17 protein-coding genes and 2 pseudogenes are annotated in these 22,946 nt (G+C 59.2%); 10 read left to right on the top strand and 9 right to left on the bottom strand.

Features of this window, described 5'->3' with window-relative positions; translation table 11 throughout:
- Window positions 1–366, top strand: a complete 366-nt coding sequence (locus ACO054_RS01300; RefSeq protein ID WP_421708634.1) for a hypothetical protein — start codon at window positions 1–3, stop codon at window positions 364–366.
- A gap of 371 nt (window positions 367–737) precedes the next feature.
- Here the strand turns inward: ACO054_RS01300 and ACO054_RS01295 are convergent, their stop codons facing one another.
- From ACO054_RS01295 to ACO054_RS01260, 8 genes and pseudogenes are all read right to left on the bottom strand, one after another.
- Window positions 738–1,946, bottom strand: coding sequence for an MFS transporter (locus ACO054_RS01295; protein ID WP_421710405.1), 1,209 nt, complete (start codon window positions 1,944–1,946; stop codon window positions 738–740).
- Window positions 1,946–2,998 (bottom strand): siderophore-interacting protein, encoded by a 1,053-nt coding sequence (locus tag ACO054_RS01290; protein WP_421708633.1) that lies wholly within the window; start codon window positions 2,996–2,998, stop codon window positions 1,946–1,948. Before ACO054_RS01290 ends, ACO054_RS01295 begins: the two co-directional genes overlap by 1 nt.
- 44 nt (window positions 2,999–3,042) lie before the next feature.
- Window positions 3,043–4,164 (bottom strand): ABC transporter substrate-binding protein, encoded by a 1,122-nt coding sequence (locus ACO054_RS01285; RefSeq protein WP_421708632.1) that lies wholly within the window; start codon window positions 4,162–4,164, stop codon window positions 3,043–3,045.
- 541 nt (window positions 4,165–4,705) lie between these two features.
- A complete protein-coding gene (locus ACO054_RS01280) occupies window positions 4,706–7,099 on the bottom strand; it encodes a TonB-dependent receptor domain-containing protein (protein WP_421708631.1) in 2,394 nt (797 codons plus the stop codon).
- 203 nt (window positions 7,100–7,302) lie between these two features.
- On the bottom strand, window positions 7,303–8,280 hold the full coding sequence (locus ACO054_RS01275; protein ID WP_421708630.1) for a FecR domain-containing protein: 978 nt from the start codon (window positions 8,278–8,280) through the stop codon (window positions 7,303–7,305).
- Between the two features lie 96 nt (window positions 8,281–8,376).
- On the bottom strand, window positions 8,377–8,865 hold the full coding sequence (locus ACO054_RS01270; protein WP_421708629.1) for a sigma-70 family RNA polymerase sigma factor: 489 nt from the start codon (window positions 8,863–8,865) through the stop codon (window positions 8,377–8,379).
- Between the two features lie 556 nt (window positions 8,866–9,421).
- Window positions 9,422–9,774, bottom strand: a pseudogene (locus tag ACO054_RS01265) (IS5/IS1182 family transposase); the annotation flags it as partial.
- Window positions 9,773–10,543, bottom strand: coding sequence for a siderophore-interacting protein (locus tag ACO054_RS01260; protein ID WP_421710404.1), 771 nt, complete (start codon window positions 10,541–10,543; stop codon window positions 9,773–9,775). The pseudogene ACO054_RS01265 and the gene ACO054_RS01260, both read right to left, overlap by 2 nt.
- A 614-nt stretch (window positions 10,544–11,157) precedes the next feature.
- Between ACO054_RS01260 and ACO054_RS01255 the strand changes: the two genes are divergently transcribed.
- The 9 genes from ACO054_RS01255 (at window position 11,158) to ACO054_RS01215 (ending at window position 22,516) form a co-directional block, all read left to right on the top strand.
- Complete coding sequence (locus tag ACO054_RS01255) at window positions 11,158–11,670, top strand: sigma-70 family RNA polymerase sigma factor (RefSeq protein WP_421708628.1); 513 nt, start codon at window positions 11,158–11,160, stop codon at window positions 11,668–11,670.
- 145 nt (window positions 11,671–11,815) lie between these two features.
- Window positions 11,816–12,880 (top strand): FecR family protein, encoded by a 1,065-nt coding sequence (locus ACO054_RS01250; RefSeq protein WP_421708627.1) that lies wholly within the window; start codon window positions 11,816–11,818, stop codon window positions 12,878–12,880.
- 368 nt (window positions 12,881–13,248) lie between these two features.
- Window positions 13,249–15,600: a TonB-dependent siderophore receptor gene (locus ACO054_RS01245; RefSeq protein WP_421708626.1), complete on the top strand. Its 2,352-nt coding sequence runs from the start codon at window positions 13,249–13,251 to the stop codon at window positions 15,598–15,600.
- A 193-nt stretch (window positions 15,601–15,793) separates the two neighbouring features.
- The gene (locus ACO054_RS01240) at window positions 15,794–16,894 is read left to right on the top strand and encodes an ABC transporter substrate-binding protein (RefSeq protein WP_421708625.1); all 1,101 of its coding nucleotides are present in this window, start codon (window positions 15,794–15,796) and stop codon (window positions 16,892–16,894) included.
- Entirely contained in the window at window positions 16,891–18,006 is a 1,116-nt protein-coding gene (locus ACO054_RS01235; protein ID WP_421708624.1) for a FecCD family ABC transporter permease, read from the top strand. Before ACO054_RS01240 ends, ACO054_RS01235 begins: the two co-directional genes overlap by 4 nt.
- A 5-nt stretch (window positions 18,007–18,011) precedes the next feature.
- A complete protein-coding gene (locus ACO054_RS01230) occupies window positions 18,012–19,136 on the top strand; it encodes a FecCD family ABC transporter permease (RefSeq protein ID WP_421708623.1) in 1,125 nt (374 codons plus the stop codon).
- On the top strand, window positions 19,133–20,008 hold the full coding sequence (locus ACO054_RS01225; protein ID WP_421708622.1) for an ABC transporter ATP-binding protein: 876 nt from the start codon (window positions 19,133–19,135) through the stop codon (window positions 20,006–20,008). The genes ACO054_RS01230 and ACO054_RS01225 overlap by 4 nt, the downstream gene beginning before the upstream one ends.
- 928 nt (window positions 20,009–20,936) lie before the next feature.
- A complete protein-coding gene (locus ACO054_RS01220) occupies window positions 20,937–21,182 on the top strand; it encodes a hypothetical protein (RefSeq protein ID WP_421708621.1) in 246 nt (81 codons plus the stop codon).
- Window positions 21,182–22,516, top strand: coding sequence for a type II toxin-antitoxin system HipA family toxin (locus ACO054_RS01215; protein ID WP_421708620.1), 1,335 nt, complete (start codon window positions 21,182–21,184; stop codon window positions 22,514–22,516). Before ACO054_RS01220 ends, ACO054_RS01215 begins: the two co-directional genes overlap by 1 nt.
- Before the next feature lie 133 nt (window positions 22,517–22,649).
- Here ACO054_RS01215 and ACO054_RS01210 read toward each other — a convergent pair.
- A pseudogene (locus tag ACO054_RS01210) lies at window positions 22,650–22,925 on the bottom strand (transposase); the annotation flags it as partial.
- Between the last annotated feature and the right edge of the window lie 21 nt (window positions 22,926–22,946).

Here is a 22,946-nt window from a genome sequence, read left to right as displayed (position 1 = left end):
ATGGCGATCGATCGGTTGCTGTCTGCGACCGAAGCGGTCGGACTTCCACTTGATAACCTTTTGCAGAAACAGGTGAAAGGGGAAGCGCCCGTGTTCAGCCGGTTGAGGCCTTCAGTCCTAGCCGTGCTCGAGCATGGTATTGAGGGTAACAACGAGCTTTCCCTTGACGCCGAAGTCCAGCGTGAAGCCGTGATCGTCCACCGGCCCACCCACAGCATCGAACGACTGGAGAGCGATCTCACCATCTCCACCAAAGCGTTTACGCTGTTCGCCAAATTCTGCCTTATCTCAACGTCGCCGTTGCCGGACGCCATGCGCGAGACCGCTGCAGCAGCCGCTCGAAGCGACGGTAGGTGTTCGCCCTAGCTGGAACCTTCGTCGAGAGGCTGCCGATCACTGTCCCAGCGCTGCAGCTGACCGTAATCTAATCTTCCCCTAAAGACGTCGAACTCATGAAGTCGAGGTTATGGGTGTGTACCGTGATCGATCAAATTTTCCTGCGTTTGGCTTCGATGGCAATGCAGACACTTACTGATCTCCTTACTCATTTCTTCAAATTTTGCAGAGCGCTATAAAGAGCTGTTGCGATCCTCAATGTAAAATCGAGTATTGACGGTATGGAGCCGTTCCTTTCAGCATCTCGGTCGTGACATATGTTTTAATTGGCAAATTTCAAATGAAAATCTATTATCTTGTTTATACAAAACATTATATGTTACTGCTCAAAAATATAATATTTATTGTTTTTTGCCAAAATCCAGAAAGAATGCCCAAACAGCTCCGAACGCTGCAAAAGCCGCTCCGAGGATAAGAGCCATCCCTGGAAAGTCGCGGGTGCCGTCAGTCGACCAGCCAAACAGAGGAGGAAATATCAAAGGACTGAGTAGCGCGGCAATCGCACCGACCGTTGAACAAAGCCCTTGCAGTTCCCCTTGCCTTTCGAGTGGCACGCTCGAAGACAAGAAACCGTATATCAGTGGATCAGAGATTGAACACAGAGCCAGTACGACAATAAGCGCGAGAGCAATTTCTGTCGCCGATGTCGAACTGAGAAGAAACAGAGTCAGTGCAGCCAAAGTCATCGACAAGATCAACACTAGACCATCTGAAGCCACCTTTTGAAACAAGGGCAGCCCTACCACATGGGTGACGATCATTCCAATCCCAACAAGCGATAACGACAAACCAACCATCTGAACGTTCCAGCCAAAAGCGTAAGGCGTAAAGTACGGCCAAACCAATACAAAAGACGCGACAGTCATCTCAAATGCAAAAAGCATAATCAGAAGTTTTTTGGTCTGCGATGAAATATCAATATTTTTGAACTGAACAAAAGGCAGACAGCGCCTCAACTCTATACGTTGGCGCGATGTTTTGGGGAGTGTTTCATTGAGGGTGAGATAGGTGACAAATAGCAGAATAGTCGTTACGCCAGCGGCAACAACAAAAGGAGCCCGACTCCCGAACTGCGCGATAAGTCCGCTGACCCCGGGTGCCATTGCGAAGCCAATGCCAGCCGCCGCAGCAAGAAGTGCAAACCGCCGCGCTCGGTCTGCCGGGGCAGTGACGTCCGCAACCATAGCCGACACCGCGATCCCGGCTGCCAGGCCTATGCCCGCCAGAAATCTTGCGATGAACAGAACCCAAACAGTCTCTGCAAACACCAGCACGAGATGATCCAATGCAAGGACCACAAGTGCCCCGATCAGCATCGGCTTTCGTCCGTAGCGATCTACACAAGCCCCGAGGAGCGGTGAAAACAGGAGTTGGAAAACAGCAAAGGCAGCAACCAGCAGGCCGCCGGTGACAGCCGCTTCAGACATTCCCTCCACACCCAACTCGATGAGAACTGTCGGCAGGACGGGAAGAATTAGACTGTAGTTGGCGGAATCTACGCCGACCACGACACATGCGATGATCAAAATACGCTGCTCGTGGTTGGGCATCAGCTCCAATAGGTCAGAGCTTTGATCTGACTTCGCTCAAGTGCTCTATCGCCCCTCGCATGCTCTCGCACTGCCCTTGCTTGTTCTTGTGATGCAGCAAACCAGAGATTTGCATCTGGCGCCGGCATCGGTGTCTCGCAGAACACCGCGACAAGATCATCTCCACGGGCACGAAAGAGCCATTTAATAGCGATCTGATTGGATGGATTGGGTTGCACATCCCCCTCATCGCCAACCATCAGAACGGCACATCCGGTTGTGGTTGGGGGTAAAGTCCCCAAAGCGCGGAGAATGGCGGGAACCGCGGTCTCGTCGCCGCCTACCAGAATGCTATGCCCCTCCGGCCCTCTGCGGCCACTCGGACCCCACAGACCGATGACGTCGCCTATCAGGACTGTCTCAGCCCACCTACATGAAGAACCACGATCATGACGATAGATGTCGAGACTGATCGTATTTTTCGACTGATCGACCGATCTGATCGTGAAGACCCGGCGCGACAGCTCATTCTGCCCGGTCGGCCACTCAACAAGGCCATGTGCGTTTACGACTGGCCAAACCGGATCACGACCAGGTCTCCCTGGACGAAGCACCTGAACATGCCAATGCGCGCCCAGAAACTTCGTAATCTCGACTGGCGAGACTTCCAAGACCAAGCGCCACCAAGAGCATCCAATTGCCTCTCGTTCGATGATGGTTGCAAGTGTCAAACAGTCTGGACTGTCCAGCGTATCAGCTGCATGCGACCAGGAGAGCTTTGAAAGCGAAGGGTCGATTTGTGCAAGGCCCTCCGTGATGGTCGAACATATCTCGATAAGATCCAATTGTCGGGTCGCCACGATGTGAAACGCGCAGTCCTGCCCGCAAGCAGTGAATCGGACCTCCATGTCCCCATCAATGACGCGAAGGCTATCATCTTCCAATGTCTCAAAGGGGAGTTCTTCCTCATTGCATCGCTGCTCAAAAAGAGACTTTATGATGTCGCACCTCTCGAATGAGAAGCGAGCTATACTGCTCACGTGCGTCGACTTATTTGTCAATTTTTCAGCCATCGGAGAGCGAATTCTTGAGATTCATTATAATATACAACCACAATTCAGCGTTCGGCCAAGCGATGTGTCAAAATATTCGACATCGCAATTTCAAGCATTGCACTATAACCGACAAATGAAGGTGAAAAAGCGATTTCGCTCGAAAAAAAGATCACTCGGCCCTCGCGGCAAGCCGTTAAAAGATCGCACCAGCCTGGAAACAAGCGTTCAAATTCTTGCATTTCAGCGTGGAAAGGCCACAGGCCCCGTTCTTCGAATGGGAAGAACACATAATCAGCGTCGATTTCCTGAAAGCGTTCAAGACTGACAGGTCCGCCGAACAGATTGTCTTCGCGCATTGCTTGCATCAAATCATTAGGCACCAAGCCCAAGCCCTCGGCAATGTAAGTCACCGATGGACGATCACCCACATACAAGCCATCTCGGCTCAAATCAAAAATGGCATAGGTCGTTTCGTCAGGAAGGGAGAGCATCTCTCTCGCTGCAGACAATCTCTGTTCGAACAAAGCACGGCGCTGAGCTGCGTAAGCAGATCGCCCCAAAACCCGCGCAACGCTCTCGTAGGTGACCCACGGATCGGGCGTATCCAATACAATAAAAGTTGGTGCGACTTGTTCAACCTGCTCCAGAACCGGCTCCGCGAACTGGTTCGCTATGATCAAGTCAGGCGCTAATGCGGCAACTGCCTCAAAATCGACATGACGGCCAACGGATGCGATCGCAATATCCTCTGACTCGAGCGTTGCTCCAAAAGCATAGGATGGACCCATCATATATGGTCGCCCCGTCTGCGGATCGAGCCGTGTCATACTCCCAACAATGGGGGCATTCATCTCAATCAGAATGGTCGAAATCCCCAGATCACTGCCGGAGATGATACGTTCGGATACCACCGGCACAACGACGGTTCGTCCCAAATCGTCCGTCAATTCATGGGACTCCTGCGCACTTGCGTCGGGCACGAAACAAGAAAACGTTAGTGCGACGATGGCTGGGCACACCCTGACAAGACATTTCATTGCGATAGCGTGCATCGATCGAATCGCTTGAGACATGTCTCTGTAGAAAAAGTCCGGCAGTTGACGGCTTACCAGAGCCAACAGCATCGAAGCAGCCGAGAACATCTTTGTTGGTTGCATGGACATCACCAAAAGGGTTTTGAACATAAGCTCCAGCGAGTCGATTTATTCTACCAGAGGCAGAAGGTCACCCGCATCACGTCAAGACGTCGGGAAACGTCACCTAGACTCACCCTTCAACCGCCAGAACTTTCTGCTATCGCAACTTCGAGGCGATCTCCTTCGGGATGGAGTGCTTCCAATGAAATGGTCCACCCACTGGGGTAGGACTATCCTGTTTTGAGGAGGACCAGTGAAAGGCTGGGAAGCGAGACAAGCCTCAAGAGATACGTCGTAAAGCTGCGCCAGGTCGACGTTCATCGCGCCCGGCTTACCCTTCGAGACCAGGGTTTCCTCTGCGACTGCACGAAGGTCGGCCGAAATTTCAACGAAGCAGAGGCTACCAATGACCCTAAAAGGGTGTGTATCCGTTTGGCGAAGCATCGATGACGAACTCCTCGCATGACGCCCTCGGCGCGGCCCTGCCCCGAGGAGAACATTCGGCATCTAAACGACAGATAGGGTTTCGATACCTGTAAGCATTTGGCGGAGCAGGAGATCGGCTTGGGCCAAAACATCGTTGGCTCCGTCAAAACCGAATACGCGCGCCCACTCCAAATTGTCGGGTCGGTCCCACATCGAGATTCTGGAAACCAGTGAAGCCGGCGAAGGTGTTCGGCTGTTCTCCGGTCGCGTAGATCTCATTAAACACGTTCTCGACGTAGGCGAAGATGTCGAGATGCTCGCCGCGGACGCCGGCACGCAGGTTGACCACGCTGTAGTCGCCGACTTCACGTTCCGCAGGATCGAGCGAACCGCGATATCCGCCCGTATAATTGAACTCGCCGCGAACAAAGCCGAGATAGTCGAGCAAAAGCGGCTTCTGGTGCTCGTACTCGGCCGTAAAGGTCGCCGTGAGATCGGGTGCGTTCGGCAGCGTGACGCCTTCAAGATCTCCGAACTGGCTGTTCGGGAAGTCGGTGAATTCCGCCTTCGTCACCCCCAGCCCGCCGGCAAGACGAAGCCCTGGTACCGGCTGCGCTTCGACAAAGAGTTCGCCGCCGATCGACCGTGCTCCCGGCGCATTGTCGGCCCGTATGACCTCCAGATTGTTGACGATCTCACCGCTGAACACCTGTAGGTCGGTGAAATCCGTATAGAAGGCGCTGGCGCTGATACGCAGGCGATCCTGGAACCATCGACTCTTCACGCCGATCTCGAAAGACCGGTTGGTTTCTTCACCGAATTCGTCGTCCCGGAATACGCCGGTTTGAAACCCGCCGGGACGGTACCCCGACGCGAAGGTGAAATACGTCGAGACGTTTTCCGACCAATCGTACTTGATGGATGCACTTGGCGCGAAACCTTGAAACAAACCCGAGGGCTCGTTCAAGGGCTGCGGCGGCACCACAAGGGCCGACAAGCCGCTTGTGATCACCTCGGATCTAGCCGATACGTCGTCCCAACTATACCGGCCACCCAGCGCGATCTCCAGATCGGCTGTCGGGTAAAGCCGCAGATCGCCGAAGACAGAGACGGACTCCGTCTCTTGTCCAAACAGATTCACGATTGTGCTTCCGTCGTCGGGTACGCCAAAGACAAGATCGATGATCCCCTGCTGGGGATCTTGTACACCCCTAGAGTCCAGCTCACTGTAGCCATAGCTCGCGCCCAAATTGACGCTCACTTCCGGCCCCCCCGTGATGACCGGCAAGCGGTCGCTTTCGAATCTGACTTCCTGCGAGAAGCTGTCCTGAGTGAGCGAGGCCTCGTCGATGAAGAAGTCGAATTGCGACACGTCGCGATCGCCCAGAGTTTCGTCTTCGATGTGCTGGTAACCGGTTCTCGATTTCAGGAATCCAAGACCGGTGTCGAACTCGAAAGCGAGTTGGGCGATCGTTCGCTCGATCTCGAATTCACCGATGAAATTGACGGGAGACTCCAAGTTTCCGTTATCGAAGCTTTCCGGAGTCGCGATGTTTCCGCCGTCGAAACGTTGACGATCGAAAGACAGGCTGCCGTCGAGCGTCAACCGGTCAGTTGGTTGAGAGCGGAGACTGATGCGGCCACCAAGCTCGTCGCTACCGACCTTGTCTTGGTCGGGCACGTTCGGGAGGTCGACAAAGCCATCCGTGATCGAGCCGAACCCCACGATACGCGCAGACAGCAGACCCTCTTCGAGGATCGGCACATTGACGACGGCCGTCGCGTCTCCGCTCGGATAGCTGCCGCCCTCGAGTTCCAGGGAACCCTCGAACGCGTCCGTCGGCTTGGCCGTCACGAAATTGATCGCGCCGCCGGTCGTGCCGCGGCCGAACGCGGTGGTCTGCGGACCGTAGGCGACCTCCACACGCTCCAGATCGCGCAGATTGGGATTCGTACCGCCGTTGTATCCGGTGGGGTTTGCCAGAAACCCATCGATGAAGAGCCCAACAACGGGCGCGCCTCCTGCAAAGGCCACCAGGTTGCTGGCTCCGCGAATGGACAGGTCGCGAGAGTTCGGGGTCGAGCTGTCGAAGAAGTTCACGTTGGGTAGCGTTCCGTAAAGGTCTTCCCCAGTCCGCAGATTCGACTCCTCAATATCTCCGCTTGTTACAACGGCGATGCTGCCGGGAACGTCCTGCAGGAGTTCCTCGGTTCGTCGGGCGGTGACGACGAGCGGAGGTAGCATCCGAGGGCCGGCGCGGTCGCTGGTGTCCCCGCGGGCGATGGTGACCACGCCGGCGTCTGCAGCGCGAAAGACAAGGCCCGTTCCAGCGAGAAGCCGCGTCAACGCAGCCTCGGTGGTGTAGGAACCGTCGAGCGCTGGCGCAGTCTCGCCTTCAACCAGTGCCGGGTCGTAGGACAGCGTGATACCCGCCTCTCGCGAAAACTGCGCGAGGCGATCGTCGAGTGGACCAGCCGGAATCTCGTAGCTTCGCGCGGTCTCCGCGTTCTGAGCGACGGCCGGTAGCGGCAAGGCCGCGCACGCGATGGCGGCCATAGCACAAAGCAATAGGATTCGCGGGAAAAGTCGGGCGGTTTTGCCCCTCTCTACGGCGACGAATGAACGACTCATGTAACGGTCCCTGTCTGCCCCTCTCAAAACAGAGCCGTTCGAGGCAACGAAATCCGTAATGAAAAATGCCGTCGCGGATCGTTTTTTTGCCAGGGGCGCCGCAGCCGCAGCGTTCGGCGAAACGCGGGTCAGAGTGCGTCGACGACAATCACGTAGGGCGTAAAACGCCTGATCCGGACAGGCAGGCTCGCCTCGATCGCGCGGAGTGCGTCGTCGACGGCATCGAGGCGATAAACACCGGAAACCAGAAGGCCAGCGACTTCGGGCGTAGCGTAAAGCAGCCCGGTCTGATAACGGGCGAGCTCATCAAGCACGTCGCCGAGATACATGCGCTTGAACACAAGCAGACCTTCGAGCCAAGCAGCGGGATCCATCTGCTCGAAAAGCGGATCCGATGTCGCATCGGAGGGCGTTATGCGCAGCGCCTCGCCTTTCCTGGCGCTGAAGGCGGGTTCCGCCCCTCGACCCCGCGGCATGACACGTACTTCGCCTTCGATGACCGCCAGGCGGGTAGTATCCCCGAGATGGCGAAGGAGAAATCGCGTCCCGGTCGGCGCGAAACTTGCGTGCGACGTCACAACCGTAAGCCCGTCCCGCAGGCCGCCTGCATTGGTGGCGACATGGATTTCGCCCCGGAGGAGATCTATCCGGCGCCCCGATGGTGACTGGTCGGTATCCAGCAGCGTATCGGTATTCAACCGCACCTCGGCACCGTCCGGAAGTACGATGCGGGTCGTTTCGCCGACTCCGGTCGCGTGGTCGGCACGGAACCGGCGCGCGGCCGGCGTCTGCATTCCGGCCAGAGCCAAGCCGCCGCCGATGGAGACCCAAGCCAGCGCCTTGAGTGTGTTGCGGCGGCCCTGGCGTTTGAAGCTATGCTCAAGCGCTGCGCGCGCTGCGCGGCGTTCCGTCGGGGCGATCTGAGCGAAATCCTGCTCTATCTCCATGAGACGGTGCCACGCCGTTTGACGCTCCGGGCTCGATGCGTGCCATCGCTTCCAGGCCTCCTCATCGGCTTTGGTGGCCGATCCCGACTTGAACCGAACCAGCCATGCGGTGGCTTCGTCTACGACGCTGCCTAGCGGTTCGTCGGATGCGTCGGACATGGGTCCCGGCTGGCTGTATCCGCTGCTCGCGAAGAGACGAAGACGGGTCGGTTCAGACTATGATCACACCTAGCAGATCGTACGGCCCGACCGCCATCAATGGCCATAGCGCACCCGATAGCAGTGCCGCGTCGCCAAGGCCATGTCCTTGTCGATGGTGCTCAGCGAAACACCGAGCTGTGCTGCGATTGCGCGATGGTTTAATCCCTCCAGACGCGACAGCAGAAAGGCGGTTTTCGTTCGGATCGGCAAGCCGGCGAGCGTGGCTTCGATCCTGACGAGCGTTTCAACGACGATCGCCCGCTCCTCCTCGGATGGAACGGCGAGGCCGTCCAGCTCCAATAAGGCGTCCTGATAGGCCCGTTCGATCTCGCGTCGGCGAATGAAGTCGACGACAAGACCGTGAGCGACGGTTCTGAGAAATGCCTTGGGTTCGCGGACGGCAAAGGGTTCGGCTTTGCCAAGCAGCTTCAGGAAGGTGTCCTGCGCCAAATCGGCGGCCGTTTCGCCGCAACCAAGTCGTACATGCAGCCAAGCGATCAGCCAGCCGCGATGGTCGCGATAGAGTTCGGCGACGTTCGTCACAGCTTTGGTCCAAAGGCGCCGACCGGGTCGTTTTGCCGGCTCGCACGTTCGGCAGTCTTCAGCCGAGCATGTACGACCGTCTCCACCCACCAGTGTTTTAGGAAGAGGCCGCGGCCAATTCCGACAAGGAATGCGGCCGGCTCGCGGATCAGCGTAGAACCGTTCGGCGTCAGCAATCGGATGAACACACTTCCGGCGATGGCGAAGACGAGAGGGAAACGACCGTTCCGCCCAGACAGGAACCTGGGTAGTCTGAGGCTGAACGCAGCACAGGATTGATAGAAGCATGAAGTCACGGGAGTGAAATCACCGTAAGCGGAACAGTCTCCCGAACGCTGAGACCAGAATCAAACGACACACGTTTGACGACGCTAGCGCCACTGCGAATCATTCGCAATTTAATTCTTGCCGCAAAACCTGTAACAGGGTGAGCGAGACTTTCCTGACGTGCCCCGTGGCCAGCCTGACTATCTTCGCCGCAGCCCTGCAAAAACACATTCGCACTTCTCGCGCTTGCGTGCGATCTGTCGCCAGCGTGCCCACCGCCAGGTTTAGAGTCAGAGGCTCGCTTGAACTTGCGCTCGATGGCGTTGCGGCTGCGGTACAGGTACGGTGAGAAGCAGCTTCTCCAGCGGCGGTTAGCCTTGGGCGAAATGTTGGTGCAGTGCCCTTGGCCTCGATCTTCCGGCGTGCGGCGTTGCTGTTCAGCAGGAAGGCGACCGGACGGCACGCCGTGTCGGTCAGGGCGTGGATCTTCGTCGTCCGCCCGCCACAGGACCGGGCGATCGCCTGGCTGCGCTCCCTCCCCCCTTTCCCGCCGGAGGCGCAGCGGTGCGCCTTCACCGCCGAACTGTCGATCAGAAGCTCGGCGGGTGGCTTGCCCGCACCGGCCAGTGCGTGGAACATGTCAGCCCTGCGCTTTCCAGAAAGCGGATATTCGCAAGTCGCCTGCACTCCAGCCGGCAAGCTTGGCTGCTTCGCGCAACCTCTGGGCATCCTGCCGCTCGCCTGCAAACCACACCTGCGCGCCCGCGTGATCGGGAAGGGCTGCCAGCGCCGCCTCGGCCAACAGCTGGCCCCGCGACCGTGCGAGCCACCGAAGGTGAACGCCCGGAGGCGCTGCGATGGGGTAGCCGCAGGCCGCACCTTCTTCGGCCTCCAGGAGGACTTCGCCCGTCGCCCCTTCTGGGAGGCTTTCCAGCAAACGCGCGGCGGCCGGGAAGCCGGTTTCATCGCTGGCAAGCAACACTCTTTCGGCCTTTAGCAAGCCGCCCCCGGACGGGCCGACCAATCCAACCACGCTTCGTTCAGTGTCTCCGGCCATTGCTTGCTGGGCCCAAACCGTCGTGCGCCCGCCCTCATGAATAAACACATCCGTCACAAGCCTGTTCGCTCCATGCTCGACATACCGGGCGGTGTAGACGGGCTTGTGCGGGGCGCCGGGCCCCTCTGGCCAGTCCGTCGATCCGTTCGGCGCGACGGAGGGCCACTCCGGTTCCGCGTGCTCGGGCGGCTGGACAAGTCGAAAGTGGATCGCCTCGTCGCCGTAGCTCGAAAGATCTTCGCCTTCCAGCGTCACGCGCAGGAACACAGGGCCAAGTGGAACCACATCTCGCACACGGACGAACTGGAAGTTGGGTGGCAAACTGCCCGTAGCATCGCCGTCCGACCATCGCATCGCCTCGGCGACGTCCGGCAAGACTTTCCGCATCTCTTGAACGACAGCGTTCTTCATCACGAAAAGCCAATGCGGGTCCCGCGCTGCCACCATACCGGCGGTCTCCGCCGCCGCACCGGGCCGCAGACCTATCAGGCCATGTGCCGTCTCGACAGTCAGGCGGCCGGCCTCGTCCTCCAAAATGGTGAGGTTCGCGCCCGCCGCCTGGGCCAGGATCATCTGCCGCATCGCAGAGAAGTCGATGCCGGGCAAATCGGCCAGTGCTTCGTGAGTGTAGTTGGTGTTGGACATCGCAAGGCTTTCCTTAGCATCACGTTGAGGCTGACAATCGGCAGGCTGGTATCGTGAACCCAGCTCAGGGTGGACCTGAAAGCAGCGGTGGGCGCAGCATTGCATCCCTCGCGGATCTGGAGCTTGAGAACCGCCAGGGATGCCTAGACCTCTGCGCCTCCCCCTCTGGAGGCCTGCCCCGCAAAAAAGATATTGCGGCAGTTGAATCCGGACATTACAGGATGTTGAGAACCATTCTCAACTGGGTGCGACCGTTCGCGCGACGCTCAACGCTCTGACGCTTGGCGATGACGTTGGTACCGGTCCGGCAGAGGCGTGCAAGCTTGAGTCAGGACAGGACGGCTCTCGGCATCTTCGTGACACACCGGCGCTCGCTGGTGAACTACGCGAGCAGCATCGTCGGGGATCGGGCGCAGGCGGAGGATGTCGTTCAGGAGGCTTGGCTGCGCTTCAACGGCGCCTCCCAAAGGCGGCTTCTGGACGACGCCACCGGATATCTGTACCAGATCGTTCGCAACCTGGCACTGGACGGGCGGCGGCGCACGACCCGCGAGCGGCAAGTCATTGCCGAGGGCGATTTCGAGAAGGCCGCAGGGGCTCGTGCCGACGCAGCACCGACGCCCGAGACTGTCGCCGTCTACAAGGACGAGTACGCGCTGGTTATGGATGCTCTGGCGGAGTTGCCGGAGCGCACAAGGATCGCTTTCGAGATGCATCGCTTCGGTGACGCAAAGCTGAGAGAAATCGCAGCCTTCCTGAACATCTCTCTTCCGCTCGCGCACCGGCTTGTCGCCGATGCGGTGCAGCACTGCAAGGAGCGGCTAGGATGGCCGTAACGGCACCGGCAGGCGGAGAGTTGTAGAAAAAGCGGTTCCGCAGACGTTTCGTCAATACACTGCCTCTCGAATGGTGTTCTGTGAGCCGGCAAGGACTGAAATCGGCAATATTCTGTCCTGCTCTGATCGAAGCTGGGGGAAGGACATGGCTGACAAGGCCAACCCGATTGAGAAAAGAGCGTCCAGGGAAGCGACAGACTGGTCGATCCTGCTTAAGGACGACGAGGAAAACGAGCAGCTTAGGCGCGACTTCGAGGCTTGGCTTGCGCACAGCCCGGTCAACGCAAGCGCCTGGCGCGCGCTCCAGCAGGCGTCACGGGCAATGGATAGGGCAACACCGGTCTTCACCGATCGCTGGAAGCCCTTTCTCGCAGAGGCGCGCGGTGAAGCACCGAGCGGCGGCGGGGACGAGAGCCGCTGGGAACGCGAGCACGCCCTGCAATCTATGCCAGGACTCCGCTCACCATCGGCTCGGCACAAGAGGCGCCGGAGCGCCATCCGCTGGGGCGGTATCGCAGCCGCTGCCTGTCTCCTAGCCGTTCTCGCGGGACCGGATCTCCTGCTGGACCTGCGCGCGGACTACACGACGGGTAAGGCGGAGATCAGAACGATAGACCTCCCGGACGAGAGCCGGATCACCCTTGCACCGGAAAGCGCTCTCGCTATTGCCTATACGCCGGGCGAACGCAGCGTCCGCCTCCTCGCCGGCGAGGCCTTCTTCGAGGTGGCGCCCAACGGGCAACGCCCCTTCCGGACTGCGGCAGATTCCGTCGAGGTGACGGTACTCGCTACCGGCTTCGGTCTCCGCCGCAGCGAAGACGGGGCGGAGGTCGCGGTTGAACACGGTAAGGTGCGCGTCGATCATGCCAGCGTTTCCACCCCTCTTGCCGAGACTCTGACGGCGGGTGAAGCCGTTCAGATAGGTTGGGCCGGCGGCGCCGAACGAAGCGACGCGCCGGTCGACCAGATCGCGGCCTGGCGCCGCAGTCAGCTTGTCGCTCGGGACGAGCCCTTCGGCGTCGTGGTGGAGGAGCTTCGCCGCTACTACGGCGGCAGGATCATTCTTATGGATGAGGGTCTCGCCGGGCGGCCGGTGACCGGCGTCTACAACCTGGCCGATCCGGTCGCCGCCCTCCGTGCTATCGCCCGTGCTCAGAACGCTGTCGTCCGACGCATCACACCTTGGCTGATCATCATCTCGGCATCGTGAAAAATCATGAAAAATTAATCAGCTCACTCCTCCTGAGAACTTTTTAGAGAAAAGCGGCCCTACCCGACGTTCCGTCTACAGGGAGCACAGTTCCGCACAGCCGCGAAGCAGCGGCTGCGCGGAACTGCGCATGACAGAGCATCGCAAGTCGGAGGGCGAAGGGTATGACGGGGGCAAAGTCAGGAGCGTGCGGGGGCAGGCGGCGCACTCTGCTGAGACACACCTTGATCGCGGCGGCGTCTCTGGCCCTCCCAATTGTGGCGACGCCGGCTCCGGCCCAACAGCCTCTGGTGACGGCACCGCAGATCGCCCAGCTGCAGACGGAACGCAGCTTCGACATTCCAGCGCAGGCGCTCACCGACGCTCTCGTGGCCTTCGGCCAGCAGTCCGGGATTCAGGTCACGGTCGATGGGACGCTCGCGCGCGACCTGTCGTCGCCTGCCGTGCGTGGCACGATGACCGGTCAGCAGGCCTTGACCCGTCTGCTGGCCGGCAGCGGCCTGACCTATGTGATCGCGGACGACGCGACGGTCGCGATCGAAAGGTCCGAGCGGCCAGGCGGTGACGATACCTTCCTCCTCGACCCGCTGGTGGTCGAGGGCGCTCTGCGAGAGGATCCGAGGGGGCCCGTAGAGGGCTATAGAGCGACCCGGTCCGTGACAGGAACGCGGCTCGATGTCCCGTTGGACGAGCAGCCTCTGCCGATTCAGGTTCTGCCGCGCGAGGTGATCGAGGACCTCAACGCGACAAGGCTCGAGGACGTGGTGCGCCTGAGCACGGGTGGCGCCATCGTCAACACTTTCGGCGGAACCAACCAGGAGTTCCTGGTCCGCGGCTTCGAGAGCAGGGTGCTTCGAGACGGCGCCCCGCAAGCCTTCCAGGGGTTCGAGCAAACGGACACGGCCAATGTCGAGCGCGTGGAGGTGCTGCGCGGCCCGGCGTCGGCGCTCTACGGCCAGGGTACGCCGGGCGGCGTCGTCAACGTCGTCACCAAGCGGCCGACAGACGCGTCCTCCGCGGAGTTCGCCAGCGAGGCGAGCAGCTTCCGACGTTTGCGCCAGGAGGCCGACATCAATGTACCGCTGGCCGATAGGTGGAATCTTAACGCCCGGCTCGTCGGCGCGGCGGAGTGGGCCGACAGCTTCCGCTTCCGCGACGACTTCGACGAGGCGTTCCCGGAGGACCGGCAGCTCCTGGCGCCGAGCCTCTCCTTCTCGCCTACCCCGACCACCGATGTCGTGATCTCCGGCGAGGCACTGTGGTCGTCCGACGTGTTCGACACCGGCGTGCCGGTGCTCGACGACGCGCGCCTCGGCGCCGACATCGACGACTTCTTCGGCGACGAGGATGTCGGGACCTTAGACAGCCGCACACTGAGCGGACGGGCGGAAGTCACCCAGCAGATTACCGACGGGCTGTCGCTCCGCCTGTTCGGCTCCGCGATCAGAAACGACGTCGAGGGCCTCTCCTTGGATGCCCTCATCCTCGCGCAGACCGACCTCGACGCGGCGGCGGCCCAGGCTCTTCTCGGGTTGCCCCAAGCAGTGATCGCCGACGAGACGATCTTCCGCGCACTGCGACAGCGGGACTTCACATCGGAGAGTTACACTATCCAGAGCGACCTCAATGGGTCGTTCACGACCGGGCCGCTGGATCATGATGTTCTGGTGTCCGTCGAGTACCAGGGTCTCAGCAGGGATTTCGTGTTCAGGGCAACCAACCTCTTCGCGAATCCGGACCTGGTCTCGCGGTTCGATCCTGGCGCGCCGACGGTGCTGACCCGGGACGACCTGCAGCTCACCGCCGATACGACGATCGAAGTCGAGAGCTACGGCCTCATGCTCTACAATCAGGTGAGCGCGTTCGACCGCATACACCTGCTGTTGGGAGGACGCACGGACTTTCTGGATCAACGGTTCAAGAATCGACGAACCAGTTCCGTGCAGGACATTCAAGAGACCGAGTTCTCGCCGCGGGTGGGTGTCGTGGTGGAGCCTTTCGCCGACGTGCCCTTCTCGGTGTTCGCCAGTTATGGCGAGTCGTTCGAGCCGACCACGAATCTCGGCGCCGATGGCAGCGCGTTCGCGCCGCAGACCGGCCGCGTGATCGAGGGCGGGCTGCGCTACGGCTTCAACGACGACCGCCTCGCGGCGACCCTGACCGTCTTCGACATCGAACTCGAGAACGTGCCGTTCGGGACCGACTCGTTCTTCTTCGTCCCCGCGACGCAAGAGAGCCGTGGCGTCGAGCTAGAGCTACAGGGTGCGGTAACGGACAATCTGTCGATCGTCGCGAGCTACGTGTACACCGACGCGGAGCTGACCGAGGTCGGCGCCGGCGGGTCGCAGCTCGCCGTGGGCGACGCACCCCAAGGCGTGCCGGAACACAGCGTTAACCTGCTGGCGCGCTACAGCTTCGACCGCGGCGCGCTGGACGGGCTCAGCCTGACCGGCAGCCTGCAATACGCGTCGCGCCGGATCAATTCCTCGCCCACCGAGCTGCGCGCCGGTTCTCTGCCGCCCGTGCTTTTCGACAGGACGGAGCTCGCCTCCTTCGTGCGCGTCGATATCGGCGCCGCCTACGCGCTCACGGAGAATGTCAGGATCGAAGCCGGTGTCCAGAACCTGTTCGATCAGGAGATCGCCAATGCCCGCGGCTCGTCGTTTGCGGTTCCGGAACCGCCGCTGACCGCCTTCGGCAGCCTTCGCATAAGATTCTAGCCGGCGGCGCCAATGGAAGAGGTGGTTCGGCGAAGTTCGCGCGAGAAAGGAAGCGATCTCTGTTCCAAACGAGGTCGGGAAAATAGCAACCAAGGCGTCCAAGCTCACAATGCATTGGCTCCTGTAAGAGACACTGACACGACGATGCTTTGGGGAACCTGGCTGTGAGAAGAGCTTTGCCGTGAGATCGTAAATGGCAAAGCGTATTCGATGCGTTCCTTACGGAGTTGAAGTATTGTCTATTCTGGCTTTATCGAATTGCCGGCTACAGTCGACGGCTGCGGTTTTGTGTCTTGTCGCAATTGTTCTCGGCCTGTCATCCTGCGACGCTGGAGAGACTGAGGGGGACGCAGATAACGCTTCAGTAGGTGCCAGCGATAACCGGGTGACGTTCACAGACTTGACGGGCGAGACGATCACCTTGCCCCAGCCACCGCGGGTCGCATGCGCCGATCAAACTTGCTCGGTTGTAATGGCCGACTTAGGGCTGAAACAGGCCGCTGCACGCGGGCTTGGTGCTCCTGCTTTCTACTATGCACCAGGCGATACCCCGCTTGTTATACCGAACGATCTCAATCCAGAATGGTTCGTTGCCAACGACATTGACGTTTATGTCGCTGCATCGAGGCCGCGCTCGCCCGAAGCTGAGTTACTTGCAGATGTCATTCAATGGGTTTGGATTGCGCGCGGCGAACCTGGTGAGAAACTCAATGGCAAGCGGCCGACGCCGCTTGAGGCCTATTACTTCACCACCCGCATGATTGCAGACATGATGGGCGTCCCCAGCGCTGAAGCGGAACGCATCATAAATCGTTTCGAAGCGCATATGGAGGCTTTAGCCGCCGTCGCACCTCCCGGCGCTGGCGATATCGAAGTCAGCTATTTTTTCGATCGAGGGTCGGGAGAATTTCTAGCTTACGGTCCCCGGATGGTGACCTGCCAGGCGATGCAGAATGCCGGGATCGGGAAATGCGTTTCTCCAGTTGATGAAGTCAATCTGGTCAACAGCGAAGCTGTGCTTGCGCTCGATCCTCAATGGATCGGCATTGTCGACTATTCGCTCGAAAACAGGATCGTCAAAGAGAACGACGCCTGGGCTCACCTGACCGCTGTGAAAGAGGGAAGGGTATTCGTCACAGATCTCAATCCACGCGGTTGGTCACTGGTCGAGACAATGTATCACACACAAAGATGGGCTTACGAGATTTGGGGCGAGGATAGCGGTGTGCCGGATCCCGGACGGATTCAGGACTGGGATCCGGATACCAAAAGCATCATCGCAATCAGTAAATGAGTAGTTTTGGGCTGCAAGCCAAGCAGGCCCAAGGTGGATGGGGCAGCTCAAATTCTGTCGCGTCGGTTTTGCGCTGGCGCAGATTCTTCATCGCCGCGCTATGTTGCCTAGTTCTTTGGACCACAGTCGCATCCACGACTGCATTGATTGGTGAACCTGTTGTCGATCCGGAGACGGTGTTCAGGGCCCTTGCAACCGAACTTGGGTTGATCGACCCCGGTTCCGTCGAGGATGCTACCGTTTTCGTTATCACCCAGATCCGATTACCGAGAATCGTGCTGGCAACGATGGCGGGACTGGCCCTCGGCATTGTCGGCCTGCTGCTTCAGGCCGGTTTTAACAACCCGGTCGCTGATCCGAGCCTTCTCGGGATTTCTCAAGCTGCGGCATTTGCGGTGGCCGTTACGCTGCTCTTCCCCAATCTGGTCCCTCTCAGTCCGGTTCTTGCCTGCCTTATCGGCTCCGCAGTCGCTGGGGGGATCTTGGTAGTGTTGGCTGGCCGGCTGCAAGATCCAATCCGGCTGATTTTAGTTGGTGTCATCGTTGGAATGTTCATCAGCACCTTGACCACAGTTCTGCTGCTATTGGCAGACCCAGCAACGCATACCGAGTTCTTTTCAACCTTAATGCGTTTTACCACGGGGTCGATCTCGGGCGCCGACTGGCAGACTGTAGCGCAAATCGGACCCTGGGTCTTGATCCTGCTGCCTATTGCCTTTGGGTGCGGACGGTTGATCAACGTCATCGCTCTCGGCGACGAGTCGGCAGCGGGACTTGGATTGTCCGTCACGCGTGCGCGTGCCGTCGTGCTGGGAGTGTCGTTGGCTTTGCTCGCTCCTGTGGTTGCTGTGACCGGCCCGATCGCCTTCGTCGCATTGCTCAGCCCGCATGTCGCTCGCCGACTGATCTCCACGACTAACGCTTGGCAAACCCTGCCCCTGTCGGCGCTTGTGGGTGCGACTACGGTGACCGCTGCGGATGCGATCGGTCGCTTGGCCGCCTTTCCAATCGAGGTTCCAGCAGGCTTATTCACGATCCTAGTCGCAGGCCCCGTGGCGATCACTTTGGCCAAGTCATCGATCACCACGCGACGCAGCCGCAACAAGACCTAACGGAAATGTCCGATATTGCATCGTCAAAGGCGCAGCACCCAACGCCATGGCCGCAAGCTGGTGTCGGAACAGCTCGAAGTCGAACGTTCGTTTGGCTTACAGTGGTCAGCGTCTTAGTGATCGCAGCATTTTTCGCTACGTCAGTTCTTGTCGGGCGTTTCAACACCCTCAGTGTCGCCGACTTGATTGGGCTTATATTCGATTATGATAATGCAGAGCCCCTCGATCAGGTCTCTTGGAACCGCCGGTTTCCGCGGGTAGCTGTTGCAGTCATCGCTGGCGCCAGCATGGGCGCCGCAGGGGCTTTGATACAAGCGGTCGTGCGTAACCCCCTCGCGAGTCCCGGCATCCTTGGTTTTAGCCAAGGCGCCGTTGCCGCTGTGGTGATGTTTGCCACCTTGGTACCGGAGGTGACGTTCGGGGCACTTTGGTTCATCCGTCCGGGTCTCGCTACTTTGGGCGGACTTCTTGCCGCTGCAATCGTCTATTCTGTGAGTCGGTCTGTCGGGAGTGTTGAATCCGAACGTTTGATCCTAATCGGGATTGTTGTCGGTGGGATATTTTCATCAGTCACCACCTGCAGCCTTATCTTCGCCGATCAGCGGGACGTGAGCGAGTTGCTCAGGTGGCTAACTGGCAGTCTCGATGGCCGATCTTGGTCAGACCTCGGCCTGATAAGCGGCACAATCCTGCTCACCCTACCGCTCGTTATCCTCTCCATCGGAAGGGCAAACGCCATTCAGTTGGGAGATGAAATCGCAGTCGGCCTTGGCCAACGCCGAGAGCTGGATAGAGTTATCGTGCTCATTGCAGTCGTAGCCCTGTCGGGTGCCGCAGTTGCCATCAACGGGACACTTGGGTTCATCGGCCTACTCGGGCCGCATATCGTCCGCCGTTTTGTCGGGAATGATACACGTCGCCTTGTGCCTGCCGCTGCATTGGCCGGTGCTGCGATCCTCGTCAGCGCTGATACCGCCGCTAGGTTGATCGACCTGCAATACGCACTCGAGTTTCTCGGCCTCGAAGGCCGCGACCTTGGCGCGCTTCCGGTTGGGATTTACCTCAACCTGATCGGTTTACCTTTCCTGATATATCTCATCCGTAAGAACAAACGGAAGGGTCACAAATGAGCAGGTTCGCTTCTGAGACTGCCACTATCCCTGCTCGAGATCATAGTGCCACTGGCGCGTCCAAAGCTCCGATTTCGGCCCATTCGATCGTGACTGGTTATCGGACACACACTGTTCTGGACGCTGTAGATTTGTCGTTTGAAAAAGGTGAATTCACCTGTCTGGTGGGCCCAAACGGTTCGGGCAAATCCACGCTCCTCAAAACAATCGCCCGGCTTCTCGATCCGCTTGCAGGTTTTGTGGAGCTTGGCGGTGAAAAGCTCTCACGATTGCCGAGCCGAGAGGTCGCCAAACGGATTTCGATACTGCCGCAGTCACCCTCTGTGCCTGAACTGCTGACGGTGCGCGAGTTGGTCGAACAAGGCCGATACCCCCATGTCGGGGCCGTGGGAATGCTAAGGCGCCAAGATGTCGAAGCGGTAGACAGAGCATTGTCCGAAGCTGGTCTGCATCTATTTGCAGACCGCGATGTCAACACTTTGTCCGGGGGCGAACGGCAGCGAGCCTGGCTGGCCTTATCACTGGCGCAGGATTGCCCCACAATGCTGCTCGACGAGCCGACGACTTATCTTGATGTCGGCTACCAATTGCAGCTGCTCGAACTGGTTTCGAAGCTAAACAAGGAGAACGGCCTTACAGTCGTTATGGTCGTTCATGACCTCAATCACGCAACGGCGTTTTCAGACCGTATTGTGGTGGTAAACGACCGCAAAGTCGTCGCGGACGGCTCACCGTTCGAAGCCTTCAGCAAAGATATACTCGCCGAGGTATTCGGCATAGAGGCCGAGATCATTGAGCATCCCCTGACCGGCAAGCCTTACATCATACCAGTAGCGTCGACTGAGCGAGCGACTGAACGACTTGAGAGGTAAAGAGTCTCATAGGGTTCTCATGAAAGGCGTCCTTCGCGTGGCACGTACGCTCATGTCACTTTCAATGAGTGCTTCCAGACCAGCAACGTCGTGCGGTCTTACATCTACCCCGGAGAGAGAAGACTACGACAAGGTTCATTGGGGTCGTCGCGCGGGGCTCTGAACCAGCAAAATCTACCAGTATCTCACCTGAAATACCCTTCTTGCTGATAGATCTGCGTAGACCCTAATACATTCCGTGGAAGCAGCTGCCAGGCTTCCCATGCTGTGGACAATCCCGCACCGCTGTGCTGGTGACTTAGGCGGCATTGCATGTCGCAAGGCAGTCGACAAACTGCTTGTCCAGATGCACCGCGAAGACTGACTTTCGGAGTCCGACGCTTCGCGTCTATACCCTCACTGACCAAAGTCCGGTCGCGCCCGACAAGAGTTGAAGCGCGTCATGGGTGTAAACGGGGCGCTACGCGGTCCGTGTCTGGGATCGCCATACCCCACAAACTATTTTTTGTCGGGTAAGGACGGTTGAGCATCACAGACAGCTGAGGGTCACAACCTGTGACGATCTGCGCGGTCCGTGTCTGCCCGCGTTGGCGGTCTACCTACGATGGGCGCGTCCGCTCCGGGTTGAGAACCCCGGATCACGTGTGATCTTGTCCAACGGCCATTCGAGGGCAAGTGAATCTCCAGGGCCAGTGCATCCAACGACCGGTGCTCGCTTTGGGTGACCGGCAGCGCAGTGTGGCAGCATTCGTAAACCGCGGAGGGCTTGGGACCAAGCCCGTGCGCACAGGCCGTTATTGATCGCCGTCGAAACGCAACCCGGCCGGCCGCCGAGTGATCCAACGTTCGTAAATCCAATTTGTGATCCAGATATTCTATTATGACTTTACGATCTGATCGATATCTCTAGCGCCAGAGCATATGACGCGTGAGCCAGATCGCCCGCACCCCGAAGCAGCTTGCAGCTATTCTGCGGCGCGTGCGCCGCAAGACCGATCTCATCCAGGCTCGGCTTGGGGAGAAGGCTGGCCTGTGGCAGGAAACCGTCTCGAAGATCGAGGGCGGACCGGGCGCAACGAAGATCGCCACGATCTTCGACCTGCTGGCGGCGCTCGATCTCGAAATCAAGCCGCGCGGCAAGGGATCGGCAGCTGATATCGAGGACGTGTTCTAATGCCGCGTCGTCGTACCCAAATCCCTGTGAATGTCTATCTCAACAATCGGCTGGTCGGACGTCTCAGCCGCGAAAGCAGCGGCGCAATCGACTTCACCTACGACCGGAGCTGGCTGGATTGGGACCATGCGCTGCCCGTCTCCCTTTCCCTGCCGCTCCGTGAAGATCGCTATATCGGCGCAGCCGTCGCCGCCGTCTTCGAAAACCTGCTGCCCGATTCCGATGCGCTGCGGAAGCGGGTCGCCGAACGTGTCGGCGCAACCGGCACCGATGCCTATAGCCTGCTTGCCGCCATCGGCCGGGATTGTGTCGGGGCGCTGCAGTTTCTGCCGGACGCCGCGTCGCCGGACGATATCGCGCAAGGCACCGGCAAGATCGAAGGGCAGCCCGTCGATGAAGAGAAGATCGGCCGGATATTCAGCAATCTGACGCGCTCGCCGCTCGGCCTCAACGAGGACGACGCTTTCCGGATAACCGTAGCCGGCGCACAGGAGAAAACCGCCCTGCTCCGCTACAAGGGGCGTTGGCTCAAACCGATTGGCACAACGCCGACGACACATATTCTCAAGCCACAGATCGGCCAGCTCCCGAACGGGATCAACCTTTCGAACAGCGTCGAGAACGAATTCTATTGCCTGCAGCTGATGAAAGCCTTCGGACTTTCCGTGAATGAAGCGCGTATCGAGAACTTTGTCGGAAAGAAGGTCCTCGTGATCGAGCGTTTCGACCGGCGCTGGGCGCGCGACGGACAGTTGCTGCGTCTACCGCAAGAGGACTGCTGTCAGGCGCTGTCCGTCCCGCCATCGCTCAAATATCAGAACCAGGGGGGACCGGGTATACCAGACATCGTCGGACTGTTGAAAGGCAGCGACCAGCCCGAAGCGGATCTGCTCGCCTTCTTCAAGGCCCAGATCGTTTTCTGGCTCATCGGCGCAACCGACGGCCATGCGAAGAACGTCTCGATCTTCCTTACACCGGGCAACCGGTTTCGGCTGACGCCCTTCTATGACGTGCTGACGGCGCAACCGAGCTTTGACGATCACCTGATTCAGCGAAAGCAGATGAAGCTGGCCATGGCGATTGGCGACAAGAACCGGTACCGCATCGAAGACATCACGGGGCGTCACTTCATCCAAACGGGGGCAAAGGCTCGAATGGCGAAGCGCCTGACGCTCCAGGCGATATCCGATATCCGCGAAGCAACCGACGATGCTCTCAAATCAGTTGAAACCCAACTGCCGAAGGACTTTCCCCGCTCCATCCATGAGTCAGTCGGCACCGCCACGCGTGAACGCGCCCGCCGCCTCGAACTGAGTGCAGAGGGTACAGTCTGACTCCCGGACGCAGATTGGGTTGGATCGCAATGACAGAACTCAAAGTTGGTCCGGCGACACTTGGCGACCCCCCTCTGTCTTCGTCGCCGTTGTCCTTCGGCCCTCACGGCTTGAAGCTCTTCATCGACGCTCACGCCTCGATCAGCGTGCCGTCGACGCTGAAGTGGCGGTTCGACAACAGCCGCTTGACGCAAGGCTGTTCGAACACCGCAGCCAGGAACCTCACCGCGAACGTCCCATTCAGCAGTCGGTCTCAGTTCGCGGACAAGCTTGAATGATCCCCCACCGGCTCGTCGATGCCGATACCAACGAACCAGCAGAACAGCAGGTCGAACTCCAGACGCTCCATCAACTGACGCTCCCAGCGGATTGACTAGAACGCCTGCAGCAACACCGCCCACAGCAACTTCCCCGAGGCGACCGCGCTCGC

Origin of the sequence: Algihabitans sp., assembly GCF_965226985.1 — a bacterium.
GTDB lineage: Bacteria > Pseudomonadota > Alphaproteobacteria > Kiloniellales > DSM-21159 > Algihabitans.
The sequence above is the reverse complement of the archived record's forward strand: the minus strand, read 5'-3'. Positions and strand labels throughout refer to the sequence as shown.